Source organism: Salinicoccus jeotgali (assembly GCF_055379195.1).
In genome coordinates this window covers 2030272-2047199 of record NZ_AP043830.1, presented here as the reverse complement: position 1 = coordinate 2047199, position 16928 = coordinate 2030272, and the positions used below count along the sequence as shown (strand labels likewise).

Below are 16928 nucleotides of genomic sequence, written 5' to 3'. Positions count from 1 at the left end.
ATGGAAGGATGTATAGTAAATGAAAATTGCAGTAGCAGGCGCAGGTGCACTAGGTGGTAGAGTAGGGATACAGCTTCACGAAGCAGGTGTTGATGTAACACTCATAGATAAATGGGAGGAACATGTCAACGCCATTAACGAAAAAGGAATGGAAGTACACACAGAAGATAAAGTATATCAAGTTCCTGTAAAAGCAAAATTATTGGAAGATATAGATGAATCATATGATTTAATCATTATTTTAACTAAAGCCATGTATGCAGAAGACATGCTGCAAGCATTGTATGAAAAAAATTCAATACACGCAGAAACAGCAATCCTCACTATGATGAACGGATTAGGCCATGGGGACCGTCTAGCCAAGTATGTGTCCAAGGATCGCATATACTTGGCAGTGACGATGTGGACCGCTGGACTCAAAGGACCGGGACAAATTGTATTAACAGGATCAGGTGGCATCCAGATTCAAAGAGCAGATGGCATTGCGTCAAAAATGACAGAGGAAATCAACGATATATTCAACACAGCTAACCTAAACTCTATTATAAGTAGCGACGTTCAACATTCTATTTGGGCTAAAGCAACCTTAAATAGTGTCTTAAATCCTTTATGTTCAATTTTGGATAAAAGGATTGGGGAATTTGCCGCCTACGGTGCCGTAATTGAAATGATCACCCCAATAATTGAAGAAATTATAGAAGTTGCAGCAGCTCGTGGTATAAATTTAGATTTTGATGCTTCATTAGAAAAAATCAAAGCGGCATTCCCTGACAGTGCGGCGGGACTGCATTATCCATCGATGCATCAAGACTTGGCAAAAGGTGTTCAGACAGAAGTGGATTATCTAAATGGTAAAATCTCTGAATATGGAAAAGAATATGGGATTAAAACCCCGAATAACGATATGATTACTCATCTAATTCATCAATTGGAAATGAAAAATCATTAAAATAGATTAGAAATTACAAGAGTATAAAAGTGGAAATTTAATAACTGAGTTATATCCGATAAATTATATGCCGAAAAAACGTTTATCAAAGGCCGTTGATTTGCAGGAAAGAAAAATTAAAAAGAATGGCTTAATCTAGACTCGCTGAAGTCCGATTAAGCCATTCTACTTTATCCCTGATGTTGGAGAGGATAAAGCGGGTTTTAAAAGGGTTGTATCTGTCACAATAAAAGGACAATGCTATTTATCATGTTGTATTAAGTATGTACCCCCTTATAGGATATTAAAACTGTTTAATCAAGTGTTTTATTGGGTTTAATAATGAGTGTTCGCTTATCTTACTTACATAAGCAGTTAATGGATCATCACACGCAGAAGTTCAAATAAGCCTATATGAGTCCTTTTATCTGCTATCTGTCTGCATTCTACTATAAACCGTTCGTAAAAGTATATGAAAAAATGAGAACGTTCACATTCAATTTTTATATGTTTACGAACGCACATTACTATACGTTCAGACCAATATACAAGGCGTTCGCTAATGTGTACTTTTGCGAACGATAAAAGAAAATAATTTTACTAATGATGAATGTTAATTTAATGGTAATAACATAAAGAATTACAGAAATAGTGGAAAAACAAATTTTTTAAAAGCTCTCATATGTATGACAAAATGAAAGTGCAAAGCTTTGCAGGGAGAAAGTGCAGGACCTTGCACTGCTTTAATTAGTGTAGATATTAAAAAAAGGAGGGTCCACTATGCTTCTCAATATTTCATTTTTAATATTAACAATAACAGGCATATTATTATTGGTTTATGGATTACAAAAAACATCCACCATATCAACTTTTCTTAGTATTATTTTTATTTTGATTCCAACAATCTATTACACACTAGGACTATATTTTCTTCCCTTGGCACCAGCATTGACACTAATTATAATATATATTTCCATATTTCAAAAACACAAAAATACATTCTAATTACTGATTTATTCCAATTTCCTTTTTGAGTGTGATGCGTTGCGCCCTTAAAAATCCTAAGAGCTCTACCAAGCGGAAGTTGATAGCTGTCGCTACCACTTCGCTTGCGCTCTCAGTGTATTTTAAGGCCTGTCACGCATCAAAAAGTTTTCTCGGCATAAAGCTAGAGTATATATTATCTTATATATCAATGTACTTATTTATGTACATCCGAATAAAGCTATAACATCCTAGATTTATTTTATAAGTCATTAAAGAGTGTGGACTTGCAGTCGACTAAAACCAGTTTTTGCTCAACGCAAAAAAGAGCGGCTTAAGGCGCTCTAAAATATTATGATTACATAGAAAGTAGTTCTATCTATATAAATAATTTTATAATTTTGAGTTTATATAATACCCAAGAGCCATAAGAATAAAGAAACTAAAGAACATTACAAAATTACCAAAAACTAACCAATAATTTTTAGCTAAAAGTGCAAAAACTAATCCAAAAGGAGCAATGATAAAAGTTAAAATCCAAAATGGGCTAGGGACTTGAAAAATCACATTTGGAACCCAAATTACAATACATAATACAAAGCAAATCAAAGAAAATACTTTAAACTTATTTTGCAATATTCCCCCTCCTTTTTTACTTTTTAATAACAATTATTATATTTAGTTTGAGTTACAAAATAGGCAGCTACTGCACTAGCATATTGTTTTTCTATGAACCCCATTTTACTACGATCTACAGCTATTCTAGCTGTTAACCTTAAATCACTATCGCAATCAAAATAACCATATTTTGCATAATCTAAATCATGTTGCTTACATGCAGCATCAAGTAAATCTTGAGTTTCTCCCCCTCCATAACCAGGTCCGCACCAGTTCCCCCAAATAGGAAGTGGAATCGCCATAGTAGTTACTTCTTCTTGGCTATATTCTTGATTCAATTGGTTTATTATTTCACCAGATCCAATGATAAATTCACTTTGACCGTCTGTCAAGGGCAACTTAAAATTGTAGGTTTTCGGCAATCTAAAAATGTAGGTTTTTGACAATGTAATTTGTGGAGGAAAGCCTAAGTGTGTTTCATCCGGTATGACTTACCTTTAATTTTATAAATCTTTACATGGTGGACCATGCGGTCCAGTATCGCTGCGGCCGTTTCCGGACTTTTGAATAGTTCACCCCATCCAGAGAGTGCGATATTGGTGGTGAATATCGTTGAATGGGTTTCATAGCGCATGTTCAATAACTGGAAGATCAAGTCGGCTTCATGCTTCTGAATGGGGAGGTAGCCGATTTCATCAATAATCAACAGCTCGTATCTGGCATACCGTCTGAGCACACGCTCAACGGTCCCTTTTTCATAAGCGGCCCGAAGTCGGATCAACAACTCATGGCAGTTGATGAACAGCGTGCGTTTCTCCTGACGGCAGGCTTCGACCCCCAGAGCAATCGCCAGGTGGGTTTTACCGACACCAGGGCTGCCGATGAAGACAATGTTCTCTTTAGATTCCATGAACCCCAGATGTTTCAATTCAAGGACGGCCGTGCGGTTCAGGCTGGGTTGAAAATCAAAATCGAACGTATCGAATGTCTTCACTTTAGGAAAGCGTGCGCGGTGAATCGCACGCGCCATCTTCTTTTCTTTTTGAAACTTCATTTCTTTGTCTGTGATTTCCAGAAACGCACTCGTCAGCGACATGTCTTCTGTATGAACCTTATCCAACAACACCGGATAATATTCACGCATATTATTTAAACCGAGGGCTTCAAAATTGGACAGAAGCGTTTGATAATCACTCATGGACACCATCTCCCACCGCATCATATAACTGCAGGGATTCATGGATATACGCATGGATATCATCGTCCGGCCGACCAGCCAGCAGATCCGACTTCAATATGTTGAACATATCTGCCTGATTATAATTGAATCTTTGGGTGGTTAACGGGTGTGAACGCACCGTTTCTCCGTTATAATAAATGTGTATGTTGTCCTCAGTATCCGACAGTTCAATCTCAACCGTCTTTCCAATATACTGGGGATCTACAGAGTACTTACATTTACGGAACTGAACCATCGCCTCTTTAGAGACCACTCTCGTCAATTGGTCTTCAAAGTACGGCTTCAACAGGTCTTCAGGGAGTGGATGTAGGTGCTCTTTTTCTTTATCCAGCCACAGTGCGTCGGGGATGGCGTCGGTCGCCTGGGAGACTTCCGTATTGAGTTCATGACACAAATCATGGACGATATGGATCAAATCCACACTGTCATCGAACTCATGGTTATAGACCCGCAACCGGTCCATCGTCCGTGCCAGTGCCTCGACCATCCCTTTGGTCTGGGGACGGTATGGCCGGCAGGCAATGGGCTGAAAGGCGGCATCCTTACTAAATGCGTAGAACCGTTGATTAAACACGACCTTATTATATTGGGTGCTGGATTGATCCACCACAGTCCGCATATTATCAAACCAGATCTCCCCCGGTACGCCGCCAGTGTGGTGAAAGGCATCGTCCAGACATTCAAACAAGGTGTCCTGATGGCGATCAAAGGTCAATGTGATGTATTTCTTGCGGGAAAACGACAGGACGTATAAGAATATGTTGAAACGGAAGATCTCGCCGTGCCGGCTGATTAAAGTCATGTCTTCTTTCCAGTCCACTTGCCCGGCTAAACCGGGGGTGTGGGTCACGCGCATGGTTGCCTGCTTCTGACGGGTTTTCCTCTCTTTTCGACAGTACTGCTTCACCAGACTGTAACTCCCGTCATATCCCTTTTTTTCAATGAATTTAAATATACTATACGCGCTGCACTGGATTTCCAGTTTGTCATGGATGATTGGTTTAAATTCATCCAGCTTACTTTTTCTCTTCACCCGTTTTTTCTTCTCTGGGTACTGTGTCTCTGCTTCATAGGCCGCTTTCACCGTCCGGTAATCGCAGCCATACTGCCGGGCCAATGCGGCAAAGTTGGGTTTGATACCATCGTTCATAAATTTCCTGACTCCTTCGCGTACGTCTTTTCTCATGAATATCCTCCTTCGATGTCATAAGAAAAGCATACAAAAAAATGTAGGTAAACCAACAATTTTCAATTGCCGATTTCCTACATTTTAATACTGCCATTTACACCGTCCTCTTTAGCTTGATTTACATCAAATACAACTTCTCCGTCTTCAGTACTTGTTATGTATTTTTCTAATACTTCTTGAGTTTCCTCAAAGTCACTATTTTCATCAACTTTTTTGTCTGAGGCTTGAGCACTAACACTGCTTACACCACTACACAATAAAATTGCAGTCATAAAAGTTAAAAAGACTTTCTTCAAAACACATTCTCCTCTTCAATTAATTTAATATCTAAGATTAAACATTAAAAATATAGTCTAAAACCATAAATATGAAATGTCTTCACCACTGTACCAAAAATTCCCTAAAATTAAATAATTTCGTATATTCTCTTTTGTCAAAATAATCTGTCTAAATATCTTTCCATTATCGTCCAATTAATAACCGTTAATTGGACGATTTTACCATACGTCAAATCGTCCTTTATTCATATAGATTGAGTCCAAAAACATGTATAATAATCAATGTATATATTATTCAAAAGTACATGGGTTTTTGAACGATGCCATGCACTGTGAGATCAGATTTAGTAAGAGTGATAGGGGATAATACCTGTTTCATGTAATAAAACGGATTAGAAAGGAGTCAAAATATGACTAAAGTAGGTTATGCGCGGGTCAGTACCCGCAATCAGAACTTGAATAGCCAAATTGATATACTGAAATCTGCTGGATATTACCGAATACTCTCTGAGAAGGTAGGAGGTCGTAAAACTAACAGAACCGAATTGGATATCTGTTTGGATTACTTGCGGACAGAGGACACCCTGGGCGTTACGGGATTGGATTGGTTGGTTCGGACCACGAGGCAACCCGCTCACGGGCCCGATCGGCAGATGCCCCGGATTACGCAAGAGAAAGCGGTAATGATTGGATCCCTTTATCAGAGCAAGCAGCTCTCTATTAAAGAGATTATGAAACTGGCAGGGGTCTCAAAGGGGACCATATATAATGTGATCAATCATCACCAGCGAACGGTTTAGATCGATTAATTCCAATTGATCGACCTAAATAGAACCTTGATGCTTAAAAACTTTAGCCAGTATGAACATTATCATCCAGATTATTAAACCAGACGAAATGAAAATCATAAATACCAGAAGAATATCCTGTAAAGATGTGACTGGATACCAGCCGCTTAATAATAGAACTGGAAAAAGCGTGCCCAACATAATGGAGAAGTGAACGGCACTTTGTTTCGTTAAACTCCATTGATCTATATTATAAATCACTGTCGTTGCGCCTAGAATCAATAGTACAAGACCCCCAAAGAAAAGGTCATTAGATTCCGCTAGTTTACCTTGTAGGTAAAGTGCTGAAGCAAAAGCTTCCATAATTATAAAAGGAATGCCACCCCTTAAAAGACCCTTTTTAATAAGCATCATAATCCACACCCCTTGATCAACCATAATTTGGATTTAATTTATAATGTGACAAACAGCGTGCAGGATACGTAGACAAACATCATCAAATTATTCTTGTCATTAAGAAGAAATGAAATTCCTTTAATTCGAATTTAAATCTTCAAGTATAATTTCAATCATTTTCTCCTCGGTAACATCCCTTTTTATAGCCTTTTCATTTTCCAAACCAATAAAATCTTTAGCAGTAAACCAAGACTGCATCTCTTTTGCTCCAAAATCAGTGAAGGGTTTTGAATTATGTCTTAAAAGTGTTTCTTCAAAAGGTAAATCGTAATAATAAGCAAATGTTTTTTCAACTTTGCTCAATGACTGTCTCAACATAGAACCATATTTGTTTTCAGCCAAAATCCCTTCTAGAATTACATAATCACAATTAGAAATACCATAACTCAATATATTATCGATTAACCCAATCGCTAAATTATTTGGTCTATCTTTAACTTTAAGCATTTCTCGTCTCACAATATCTTGTGAGATTAAAAGAGTGCCACTGCCTAAAATATTATGTAATTTATTGGCTACAACAGTTTTGCCGCTACCAGAATTGCCTCTGATCAAAATAACGATGGACATAGGATCCTCCTTATCATTAGCAGTGTTTTATGTCTAACTTATCTTTGAGGTACAACAATGTTAAATTGAGCAATGAGAAATGATCTATTTTTAAATTACTCTCCTTTATTAGTATACTATCAATAGCAGTTTAATATAGTGAAAGTTCAAATAAATCAATAAAATATATATCCATCTTAAACAAAGTGAGGAGATTAGTTGGGTTATCTAAGTATTTTGTTAACCATATTATTTTTCACGATGCTTCTGTTATTTGTAAGTAATTCATCATTGTTTAATTCAAATAGAAATAACGCTAAAGATTCGCCAGCTAATATTTTTCTTAAGGAAATTTTAGGAATTGAGATAATAGTATTCATTCTCATTTTAATACTGCAACTCTAAAAAAGACTATTGTTTCCAATGGAGTAATTACTTAGCGATGTGCAGTACATTTTATGCTGAGAAAGTATTTGGAAGGGAAAAGCAACTTTGAATAAAATAAAAAGCCGGTAGGCTAGTTCTGTGAGATTACTTGCCTACCGACAGTTTTTTGAATCTTTAGGGTTGCCGTTGGTTCACACCAAAAGGAAATTGGAATAAATATTATGATATTCTGAAAAAAAGGAGGAGAAGGTATGGAAGACAAGTCTAAAAATAAAGATGGAGACTTTGTTTGGTCTTTTTTGGATAAATTTTTTGGGATTCCTTTTGGAGTTTTAGCTTTGGTCTTTTTAATTCTTAGTATTATTTTGTTGTTTGTTATAGTTTTTTAAACGAAAATTTTTCGTTAGAAAAATCGAGTTCTTCTTATCTTGATACTATCTGTCTGATCTCTGATTGGAGTGTGTACTATCAGAAAATAATATAAATATTTTGAAGATAGATCTAATAGTCCTATCAGAGCCTGTTATTTTAGAGTATCTTTAAACTCGAACCGATTGAATGTAAAAATCTGTCTGCATGATTTTTATATCTTAATTCCTTTTAGAAAAAATTTTATTTTCACTATTTTTTCATTCCGTTAAAATGACATGGACGTATCATTTTTTCTTATTCTTATCATCAAAAAAGCCAAAGGCGACGCTTAAAGAAATAATCAGAGCTAATATGAACATCCACATATAATATCCTCCCTTTCAATACTGCTTTTATTCAACAAAATGAGTAAAGACAATATAAAATGAGCTCAGCTGAGTCATTCCTTACCTTCATCAATTTGCTTGAAGGATTAACCACGTCTAACTTCGATTGATCACCTCAGTACCTGCTATCCAATCATAAACATTCTTCCTTTTTTTATTTGTGAAAGGAATTATTAGATATGTTAATATTGCAAGATTTACAGCGTTTAGGATTATATAAACGGTAATTTCAGAAAGGTTAGAAGGAAGCATTAATCGGCATACACCAAAGTGCGCAATCTCCCAAGGAAGAAACTTGACCAACGTTCGCAAAGCAGAACGGCCAACACCAATGCGGTGGCCGAAAGCGTCAACAACGCGGATGCCCAATTTCTTTTTTCCTAATGTCCCTTGCCATTTAGAACATTCACACAAAATGAGGTAGAGTGAAACTGGCAATGTTATCATAAAAAAAGCCTGTAAGTTCAGCTGTTACCGGCGAGTTAGAGAATAGTGGTTCAATATATGGATGGAATATGAACGAAATGGTGCCTACAACAAATATTCCATATACAACGATAACAACGTAATCTAAAAAGAATGCGTATATACGTCTTTTAAATGGCGAGTAAGACATAGAAGTGCCCTCCTTTTCACTAACTTTTACTTAAATGATATATGCCGATAGATTCTATCTGCTTCCTTGACCTTTATGGTAGTCTACATATAAAGATAAATCTATTTCAATTTTATGAATAATATAAAATATTAATGGTGCGTACGAATCCGATGTATAGATCTTTAAGATTCCAACTACGGGAAGCCCTCGTAGCGGCTTGAGCTGAAAAGAAAGGAAGATATATGGAAATGCAACTGCTGATGATTGTACTGCCGGTCTTTTTGATATTTGGAGCAGGGTATATCGCCCAAAAGATATTGAAGATGGATATAAAATCCGTATCTGCCTTATCACTTTACATATTACTGCCGATTCTGACATTCAACACATTCTATACTAATGAAATCACAATGGACTATTTTCACTTGTTTACCTTCACCCTCATCATTACAGCTATTCTAGGTGGGGTGACGATTATAATCGGCTACTTCCTGAAAGCTGATAGGGAGGAGATGTCGGCGATGCTGCTGGGTAATCTTTTTCCAAATAGCGGGAACTATGGTTCGCCTGTTGTATTGTTCGCAATCGGCGCAACGGCGTTCGACTATGCCATAGTGCTGATGGTACTACATGGTTTCCTAATCAGTACCATTGGGATATTCATCGCTTCTTTCGGAACCGGGGCTTTGATAACTGTACGAGAAGCGATTGTGAACGTATTTAAGATTCCAGTCATTTATGGCGCCTTGGCTGGCATACTGCTTCAGGTGTTTGACGTTACAGTTGACGATAAACTCATGGAGATGTCAGAAATGACAGGGGATGCTGCGATCCCCGTAGTAATGCTCATACTGGGCATGCAGCTGGCCCAGATTACCAAAGAAAAATTCAAAATGAAGAATATCACAGCGGTAACGGTTGTCAGGATGATTATTGCACCTTTAGTGGCAGCTGTACTGGTCCTGTTTATGCCTGTCGATGATACGATGAAGATGGTATTCGTCATCCTCAACGCGATGCCGGTGGCTGCCAATTCGACGATGCTTGCGGTTCAATTCAATGTAAAACCCAATCTTGTCTCCTTTTCTACATTAGTCACTACGTTGATCAGCCTTATCACGATACCAATATGTCTATATCTGATTGGCATATAAAATAAGAATAAGGGGGGGACAATCAGAGTTTTTGCTGATTGTCCTCCCCTTATTGAATTCATCTAGCGCATACAATGTTCTATCACTTTATCCAGCAATTTTGGAGTGATTTCAAAGGCATTTTTCCGGTGTAGCCGTTCAGTCAGCTTGTGCGGGTCTTTGCCGAACGGTCCTATATTGATGAAGGGGGCCTGCAGTTTCTGCATTTCTTCGAATGGAATGCTGTAGGTCCTTCCCCATACCGGTGTGTTGGATTTGTACGATTCCCAACTGTCATCATAATTATCGTATGTTACATAGCTTAAGTCCGATATGCCGTTGAAGTAGTGGATTTCTTTTGGCTCAATACCATGATTTTCCGTCAAAAATTCATTCGTCAGTGACGCGAGGCTTCTGACCAACGGTTCTTCAGAGGCATTGACTGCCGGGTAGAAAGGCGGTGCAAAGAGCGTCACGGCGAGTGGCGCGAGTTCCTTGCAGTATGTGACCATCCTGTTGGCGATATGAAGGGATTTTTCACGATCGTCGAGATCGCTGCGGTCCACATATTCGGAGATGATCGACTCAACCTTCTCTGACCCATATTTATCAGCCATATAGTCATGGAGCGCTTTATACGACAGGGTTCTGATGGTGCCCACAGGATGGACACCTTCTCTGTTGCATAGGCTTTCATAGTGCTTTTGGCATTCATCCATGGTTTCTTCAACAAGGTTATGGTAGGTGTTGAATATATCGGCAGCATTCTGTTTCATGGTGAATACATTATAGAGAGTCGCCACATGATTCGATGTTTGGGCAGAGTACTCCTCTTTCAGATCATAATATTTAAGTGTAATCGGAAGAGGTGTCTTTTCACCGTACTCCTCTTCAGAAAAAGCGTCGCTGAATTCCATCTTCTGACTCATGAATGAGGCCATATAGTGTGCATTCAAGCCCCTGAGTGGTTCGCCGACATGCGTTTCGACGCCGTAGAAAAGGGCGGAAGGCATTATTTTGCCGATGGATCCAGAGTAGAAATAATAATTTGGGTCATCGGGATATTGGGTGAAGCTAGGCTCACTGTTCAGGAACAGTGAAAAATCGAGATCATTTTCAATACGGATGCCATCCAATCTTTCGATTGCAGCGCGCATGCCTGCGGAATCCACTTCTTCATCAGGCACCGTCACGAGCAGAAGGTTTATCGGCCATTCTTCTTCTATCGCCTTTTCAATCAGATGGATATGCAGTGCCAGACCTGCTTTCATATCCATGGCGCCCCGACCGAACAGATATTCATCGGATTGGATGTCATTCTGTATATCTTCAGGAAAATCGCTGATTCTTTCCTTGAAGTGCTTAATGAGTTTTTCCGGTACAAATGCAAGTTGGCTATTTGAACCGAACTCCTTTGTATGGACGGTGTCGAAATGACTGATCAGCACAATCGTTTTCTGGGCATCCGAGTTCTTATACAGGGCACTCAAGGCATTGCGCCCCTTACCGGCATCATGCAAGGTGATAAAGCCCGGGTTCGTCATATAATATTCCAGCCGGGATAATTCTTTCTTTAAATTAAAAGGGAATTCTATTTCCCCTTGTGTGCCCGACCGGCTCTCCCAAGAGACTAGGCGGCACAGGAGATCTTCTATTTGTTCAGGTGATTGCCAAAGCATAATTTTCCTCCTAAATCTGGTTGTTCTAGTTTTCATTTTCGTTGTAATAGTTTAAAAATCTTTTTTCTACATTACTTAAGTGGATAAGCATTTTATTTTTTGCTAGTACAGTATCCTGTAGCTCGATGGCCTTCAATATTTCTATGTGTTCTTTATAAGCCTCTTCTGCGCTTTCAGGCACCGTCTTGGAAAGGATCAGAAATGATCTGCTTAGGTCATCATTGATTTTTTGAAGGAGTTTCCTTATTTCCGTGTTGGTGGTGACTGACACGAGCGAGAGGTGGAATTCTTTATCAAGTCTCATGAACTCAGCATATCTGTTGTTATCTATTGCCTGCTTCTGCAGTTCCAGGTTCTCTTTCAGGTTATTGGTCATATCAGAGTCGATTTTCATTATCGTCTTTTCAATGTTATAAACTTCCAAGAGATTGCGTAATTCCATATATTCAAGGGACATCTCTTTAGTGAAATCGGCAACGACAGCAGGCGCCCCCGTCTTCTGTATAATCAACCCCTCTGAAGCAAGGCGCATCAAAGTATCGCGAAAAGGTGTACGGCTGATGCCGAGTTGTTTTGAATACTTTTCTTCTGGTAAAGGATCTCCGGCCCTCAATTCACCGGTGAGTATCGATTCTTTCAATATTTCAAAAGCTTGGTCGGAGAGGCGGGAGCTTTTGGGGATTTTTTTCATATCAAGTATCCTTTCATATCTAATGTGCTGCTAGAGGACGATTATCCTTTAAAGTGTGGCCATGAAGCGTTCCATGCGCTCCATCCCTTCTTCCAGATTGGCCATGGAATTAGCGTAGGAAACTCTGATGAATCCTGCTCCCTCATTCGAGAAGGTTGAGCCGGGGACTACAGCAACATGCTCTTCTTCGAGAAGCCTCGTGGCAAACTCCAGATCATCCAGTCCTGTGTGTGAAACATTAGGGAAAATATAGAAGGCGCCGGTGGGGATATTGCATTTGAGGCCCATGGTTGAGAGCCTGTCATATATAAAATCTCTGCGTGCCTTATAGGTTTCATTCATTTCTTGTGGGAAAGACCGTGTATGGTCTAAAGCTTCTATCGCAGCATATTGACTTGGCAGGGATGCACAAATCGAATTGTTGAGGTGGACACGAAGAACATATCGGATCAGATCTGCAGGGCCGAGCACGTAACCGAGGCGCCATCCTGTCATGGCATGCGATTTTGATAATCCGTGTATCAGAAATAGCCTGTCCCGGATTTCCCGAAATGAACCAAATGATGTGTGTTCGCCGCTGAACGTATTCTCACTGTATATCTCATCTGAAATGATGAAAAAATCCTTATCCATTATTATGTCGACTAATGCTGCGGTTTCCTGCTGTGATAATGATATTCCGGTTGGGTTCGAAGGATAGTTGAAAATGATGGCTTTAGTCTTATCTGTAATCGCTTCGATCAGTTTTTCAGGAGTGACTTTAAAATTCGAGTCTGAAACGTCGATATAGACGGGTACACCTCCATTTAAACGGATGAGCGGTTCGTATCCTGAGTAGGAAGGTGAAGGGATTATGATTTCATCTCCTTTACGGATGATGGTACGAAGAACTGAATCGATGGCTTCACTTGCACCGTTGGTCACCACAATCTCTTCAGCAGAATCATAGTGGAAGCCGTAAGTATCAGCGAAAAAGCTTGAGATGCTCTCCCTGAGTTTCATCAAACCTGCGTTATGTGAATATCCAGTTTTACCTTTCCTTATTGCTTCAATGGCTGCTGACCTAATGTTTTCTGGAGTAGGAAAATCTGGTTGTCCTATTGTCAGGTTTATGCCGTCGCTATAGCTGCTTACTTTGTTGGCAAACACTCTTATTCCAGGTATTTCTAAGGTTTTCGCAATATCGTTTATCACTCTGGTCATTCTTGCACCTCCTGTATTGTATACAGTATACAATATCGATTATATTGGCATATATTAGTAAAAGCAACTTTTATCGAAAAAAATAAATAATATAAGAAAGCGCTTAACCTTAAATTATCACACTTTTCGCAATAGTCGTTGACAACTTTTTTAAACTGCTGTAATCTTTTTGTATACAGTATACAACTCATTGAAAACGTTATCATTATAAAGGGGATGGAATGATGAAAAAGTTATCGGGTATTGTGGCTACTTTAAGTTTGGTTTTTATATTGACAGCGTGTGGAGGAAGCGGAGAAGAGTCATCAGCTAGTGGAGGTAGTGACGAGTCTGTGACATTACAGTTAGGTCATGCCTTGTCACCCGGGACGCCTGCTGCAGACAAAATTGATGAAATGGCAGAAACTGTAGAGGAGGAAACCGATGGTCGGGTCGTATTCGACATCTACCCGGACAGTCAGCTAGGCTCTGAAACAGAAATGTTAGAGCAGATTCAAGTAGGGTCGATGCAGGCTGGCGCAATTATGGTCGGGTCGATGCAGACGCTGGATATGAAGATGGCAATCGAGGACCTTCCATATATGTGGAAAGACGTAGAACATGCACGCGAAGCCTACAAAGGCGAGTTCGGTGAAAAACTGGCGGACATCGCTTCTGAGCAGGGTCTCACCCAAATCGGTTATCTCGAATGGGGCAAAAGGCATATAACGAACAATGAGAAACCGATTGTCGATCCAGAAGATCTAGAAGGCGTCAATATCCGCGTTGCCGAAACAGCACTTAGAGTCGATGCTTTTGAAGAGGTAGGTGCTCTGCCTACAGTTATGGCATTCAGTGAAGTCTATGGTGCGCTTCAGCAGGGGGCGCTTGATGCACAGGAAAATCCATTGTCTGTTATAAATGCAGCTAAATTTTATGAAGTCCAGGACTATCTGTCATTGACGGGCCACTTCTACAATACAGTGATGATGATGGTCGAAACGGACACTTGGGATCAGATTTCTGAAGAAGATCAGAAGCTTATAAAGGAAGAAACGTCTAAGATATCCGAAGAAGTCACTGAAATGAACGACAGTATGGAAGAAGATTATCTGGCGGAATTGGAAGAAAACGGCATGCAGATCAATGATGATGTGAATACTGAAGCTTTCCGAGAAGCTATGCTTCCAGTTTATGATAAATGGGAGGAAGAGGTATTTGGCAAAGAGCTGATGGATGTATATAGAGAAGCATCTGGATGGGAAAAGTAAAATCCATCAATCTTTAAAGGGGCGTAAATAAAAATGGGATTTACGAAAATACTAGTAAAGTTGTTGACGTGGATGTGCATTATAACCATCACATTACTGACGTTCATCGTTTTGTTGCAGGTCGTCACCAGATTCTTCGATTATTCCCTGCCGGGCACCGAAGAATTATCCAGGCTATTCATTGTATGGTTGACTTTTCTTGGCAGCAGCCTGGCCATCTATGAAAAGATGCATCTGGCAGTAAATTATTTTGTCAATAAATTCAAGACCAAGCATCGTAAGATTTTTTATATCCTGGTCAACGCTTTAATAATAGTATTTTATGCAGTACTGACTTTTTATGGATTTAAATTATCCATGAGTGCAATGTCACAAACATCATCGACTTTGCAGCTTCCAGTCGGAATCTCGTACTTGGCGATTCCGGTCAGTGGATTATTCTCACTCTACTTCATAGCAATGAACCTGACCGGCTCGCCTACTGAAGAAGAGGAGGAGATGATACCATGATGATTATTCTCATACTGCTCATCTTTTTTGCTCTTCTCTTTATAGGTATGCCAATCGCCTATGTCATAGGGTTGGTGTCCATTGCCATGTTGATGTTGAGTGGCGTTTCACTCGAAATAGTCATCCAACGCATGTTTGCCGGTGTGGACAGTTTTTCATATTTGGCACTGCCTCTATTCATTTTGGCCGGAAACATAATGGGTAAGGGTGGTTTGACGAAAAGACTCATGGCATTATCCAGTGCTGTGGTCGGACGTTTCACCGGAGGTACAGCAATCACTACGGTCGTTACTACTGCTTTGTTTGGGGCCGTATCTGGTTCAACAGTTGCGACAACATATGCTGTCGGGTCAGTGCTTGTACCCCGCTTGCAGGAAGAGAAATACAGCAATTCATTTATCGCCAGCATAATTGGACCAGCTGGAGTATTAGGGCTTATCATACCACCGAGCATCACAATGGTGATACTCGGTATTACAGCTAATATTTCAATCGGTGATCTGTTTATCGCCGGTCTCATTCCAGGCATCATACTGACTGTTGCTCTATCAGTATATGTGGCGGTGATTGCGAAGAAAAAAGGATATGGAGAAATTCCTGCAGAAACTCCTAAGGGGAAAGAGTTCTGGGTAATAGCATGGCGTGCATTTTTCCCTCTGCTGACTCCAATATTTATCCTTGGTAGTATTTTCAGTGGTTTTGCAACAGCTACTGAGGCAGCTGTCATTGCCGTTGCGTATGGCTTTATCCTTGCACTTGTATACAGGGAACTTAACTTCAGGACATATAAGGAAATAATGGTGTCTTCTGCAGTTACTTCTGCAACTATCCTCATTATAATTTCTGCAGCCAATGCATTTACATATGTATTGACAGCCAACCAGATACCGATTATGATCTCGAATTTCTTCCTGGATTATGCTACATCGCCGTGGATGTTCCTGATTATAGTCTCGATAATTCTGCTGATACTAGGTACTCTTACAGAGGTAACATCCCTAATTGTGCTTTTGAGCCCAATATTCATGCCGATAGCGACACAATACGGAATCGATCCAGTCCATTTCGGGATGGTATTGATCATGAATTTCGCTCTGGCAAACATCACTCCGCCTGTTGGTTTGTCGTTAATCGCTGGGTGCAGCATTACAGACAGGCGGATGGGTATAGAAGAGACATTGCCATATATTCTTCATGTATTGGCGATCGTCGGCGTTATGGTCCTGATCATAATATTCTTCCCACCGTTATCAACATTCCTTCCAGGACTGTTCAAATAGGAGAGATTAAATGATTTTGAAACCAAGTGAAGTCACACATTTTGACAATCTTCATAGTGGAACCGGCAGTGTAATTATTGAAAAGATATTGCAGCCTGGCACAGTCGATGGCTTGGACCTTTTCGCAAAAGTTACAGTAGAGGTTGGTGCAAACATCGGGTATCATGAGCATACTGACGACTCGGAAGGCTACTATATTTTATCCGGAGAGGCAGAATTTATGGATTCAGATCAATCGGTGAGGAAGGCATGGCCTGGAGACCTTTGCCTGATTGTAAAAGGCGAGTCCCATGGTATAGTCAATATAGGGAAAGCGCCGCTGATTTTTCTGGCTGTTGTCTTCTAAAGGCTAAAATTGAATAGATGTACGGCAGGCGCAGTGACATCATGCAGCCTGCCATTTTTAGAT

General features: G+C 39.7%; 18 protein-coding genes and 1 pseudogene. 8 read left to right on the top strand and 11 right to left on the bottom strand.

Going from position 1 to position 16928, the window contains the following annotated elements; genetic code table 11:
• The first annotated feature begins 19 nt into the window (after nt 1–19).
• Entirely contained in the window at nt 20–949 is a 930-nt protein-coding gene (locus ACZ43I_RS10565) for a 2-dehydropantoate 2-reductase (RefSeq protein WP_344704405.1), read from the top strand.
• Nucleotides 950–2305: 1356 nt separating this feature from the next.
• Here the strand turns inward: ACZ43I_RS10565 and ACZ43I_RS10560 are convergent.
• The 5 genes from ACZ43I_RS10560 to ACZ43I_RS10540 all read right to left on the bottom strand — a co-directional run bounded on the left by ACZ43I_RS10560 (nt 2306) and on the right by ACZ43I_RS10540 (nt 5255).
• Complete coding sequence (locus ACZ43I_RS10560; protein ID WP_344700759.1) at nt 2306–2548, bottom strand: hypothetical protein; 243 nt, start codon at nt 2546–2548, stop codon at nt 2306–2308.
• A 23-nt stretch (nt 2549–2571) separates the two neighbouring features.
• A complete protein-coding gene (locus ACZ43I_RS10555; RefSeq protein ID WP_344700758.1) occupies nt 2572–2922 on the bottom strand; it encodes a hypothetical protein in 351 nt (116 codons plus the stop codon).
• Nucleotides 2923–2996: 74 nt separating this feature from the next.
• Nucleotides 2997–3728: an IS21-like element helper ATPase IstB gene (gene istB / locus ACZ43I_RS10550; protein ID WP_239416364.1), complete on the bottom strand. Its 732-nt coding sequence runs from the start codon at nt 3726–3728 to the stop codon at nt 2997–2999.
• A complete protein-coding gene (gene istA, locus ACZ43I_RS10545; RefSeq protein ID WP_344703131.1) occupies nt 3721–4956 on the bottom strand; it encodes an IS21 family transposase in 1236 nt (411 codons plus the stop codon). Before istA ends, istB begins: the two co-directional genes overlap by 8 nt.
• Before the next feature lie 77 nt (nt 4957–5033).
• A complete protein-coding gene (locus ACZ43I_RS10540; protein ID WP_344700892.1) occupies nt 5034–5255 on the bottom strand; it encodes a hypothetical protein in 222 nt (73 codons plus the stop codon).
• A gap of 392 nt (nt 5256–5647) precedes the next feature.
• On the opposite strand from ACZ43I_RS10540, the pseudogene ACZ43I_RS10535 reads away from it, so the two are divergent.
• Nucleotides 5648–5866: pseudogene (locus ACZ43I_RS10535) on the top strand (recombinase family protein); the annotation flags it as partial.
• Nucleotides 5867–6061: 195 nt separating this feature from the next.
• Here the strand turns inward: ACZ43I_RS10535 and ACZ43I_RS10530 are convergent.
• Both ACZ43I_RS10530 and ACZ43I_RS10525 read right to left on the bottom strand, forming a co-directional pair.
• On the bottom strand, nt 6062–6439 hold the full coding sequence (locus ACZ43I_RS10530; protein ID WP_344700891.1) for a DUF3021 family protein: 378 nt from the start codon (nt 6437–6439) through the stop codon (nt 6062–6064).
• Nucleotides 6440–6559: 120 nt separating this feature from the next.
• Nucleotides 6560–7051: an AAA family ATPase gene (locus tag ACZ43I_RS10525; RefSeq protein ID WP_344700890.1), complete on the bottom strand. Its 492-nt coding sequence runs from the start codon at nt 7049–7051 to the stop codon at nt 6560–6562.
• A gap of 617 nt (nt 7052–7668) precedes the next feature.
• Here ACZ43I_RS10525 and ACZ43I_RS10520 point away from each other — a divergent pair.
• Nucleotides 7669–7806, top strand: a complete 138-nt coding sequence (locus ACZ43I_RS10520; protein ID WP_344700889.1) for a hypothetical protein — start codon at nt 7669–7671, stop codon at nt 7804–7806.
• 465 nt (nt 7807–8271) lie between these two features.
• Here the strand turns inward: ACZ43I_RS10520 and ACZ43I_RS10515 are convergent, their stop codons facing one another.
• Complete coding sequence (locus tag ACZ43I_RS10515; RefSeq protein WP_344700888.1) at nt 8272–8622, bottom strand: RDD family protein; 351 nt, start codon at nt 8620–8622, stop codon at nt 8272–8274.
• A gap of 393 nt (nt 8623–9015) precedes the next feature.
• On the opposite strand from ACZ43I_RS10515, the gene ACZ43I_RS10510 reads away from it, so the two are divergent.
• A complete protein-coding gene (locus tag ACZ43I_RS10510; protein ID WP_344700887.1) occupies nt 9016–9927 on the top strand; it encodes an AEC family transporter in 912 nt (303 codons plus the stop codon).
• A 62-nt stretch (nt 9928–9989) separates the two neighbouring features.
• On the opposite strand, the gene ACZ43I_RS10505 is transcribed toward ACZ43I_RS10510, so the two are convergent.
• Genes ACZ43I_RS10505 through ACZ43I_RS10495 form a run of 3 tightly spaced genes read right to left on the bottom strand, consistent with a single transcriptional unit; the run spans nt 9990 to nt 13479 of the window.
• Entirely contained in the window at nt 9990–11585 is a 1596-nt protein-coding gene (locus ACZ43I_RS10505) for a M20/M25/M40 family metallo-hydrolase (RefSeq protein ID WP_344700886.1), read from the bottom strand.
• Nucleotides 11586–11610: 25 nt separating this feature from the next.
• Nucleotides 11611–12276: a GntR family transcriptional regulator gene (locus ACZ43I_RS10500; RefSeq protein WP_344700885.1), complete on the bottom strand. Its 666-nt coding sequence runs from the start codon at nt 12274–12276 to the stop codon at nt 11611–11613.
• A gap of 48 nt (nt 12277–12324) precedes the next feature.
• Nucleotides 12325–13479: an aminotransferase class I/II-fold pyridoxal phosphate-dependent enzyme gene (locus tag ACZ43I_RS10495; protein ID WP_344700884.1), complete on the bottom strand. Its 1155-nt coding sequence runs from the start codon at nt 13477–13479 to the stop codon at nt 12325–12327.
• Between the two features lie 221 nt (nt 13480–13700).
• Between ACZ43I_RS10495 and ACZ43I_RS10490 the strand changes: the two genes are divergently transcribed.
• Genes ACZ43I_RS10490 through ACZ43I_RS10475 form a run of 4 tightly spaced genes read left to right on the top strand, consistent with a single transcriptional unit; the run spans nt 13701 to nt 16865 of the window.
• Nucleotides 13701–14729 (top strand): DctP family TRAP transporter solute-binding subunit, encoded by a 1029-nt coding sequence (locus ACZ43I_RS10490; protein ID WP_344700883.1) that lies wholly within the window; start codon nt 13701–13703, stop codon nt 14727–14729.
• Between the two features lie 33 nt (nt 14730–14762).
• Nucleotides 14763–15239, top strand: a complete 477-nt coding sequence (locus ACZ43I_RS10485) for a TRAP transporter small permease (RefSeq protein WP_344700882.1) — start codon at nt 14763–14765, stop codon at nt 15237–15239.
• Nucleotides 15236–16519, top strand: a complete 1284-nt coding sequence (locus tag ACZ43I_RS10480; protein WP_344700881.1) for a TRAP transporter large permease — start codon at nt 15236–15238, stop codon at nt 16517–16519. Before ACZ43I_RS10485 ends, ACZ43I_RS10480 begins: the two co-directional genes overlap by 4 nt.
• Nucleotides 16520–16529: 10 nt before the next feature.
• A complete protein-coding gene (locus ACZ43I_RS10475; RefSeq protein WP_344700880.1) occupies nt 16530–16865 on the top strand; it encodes a cupin domain-containing protein in 336 nt (111 codons plus the stop codon).
• Nucleotides 16866–16928 lie beyond the last annotated feature (63 nt).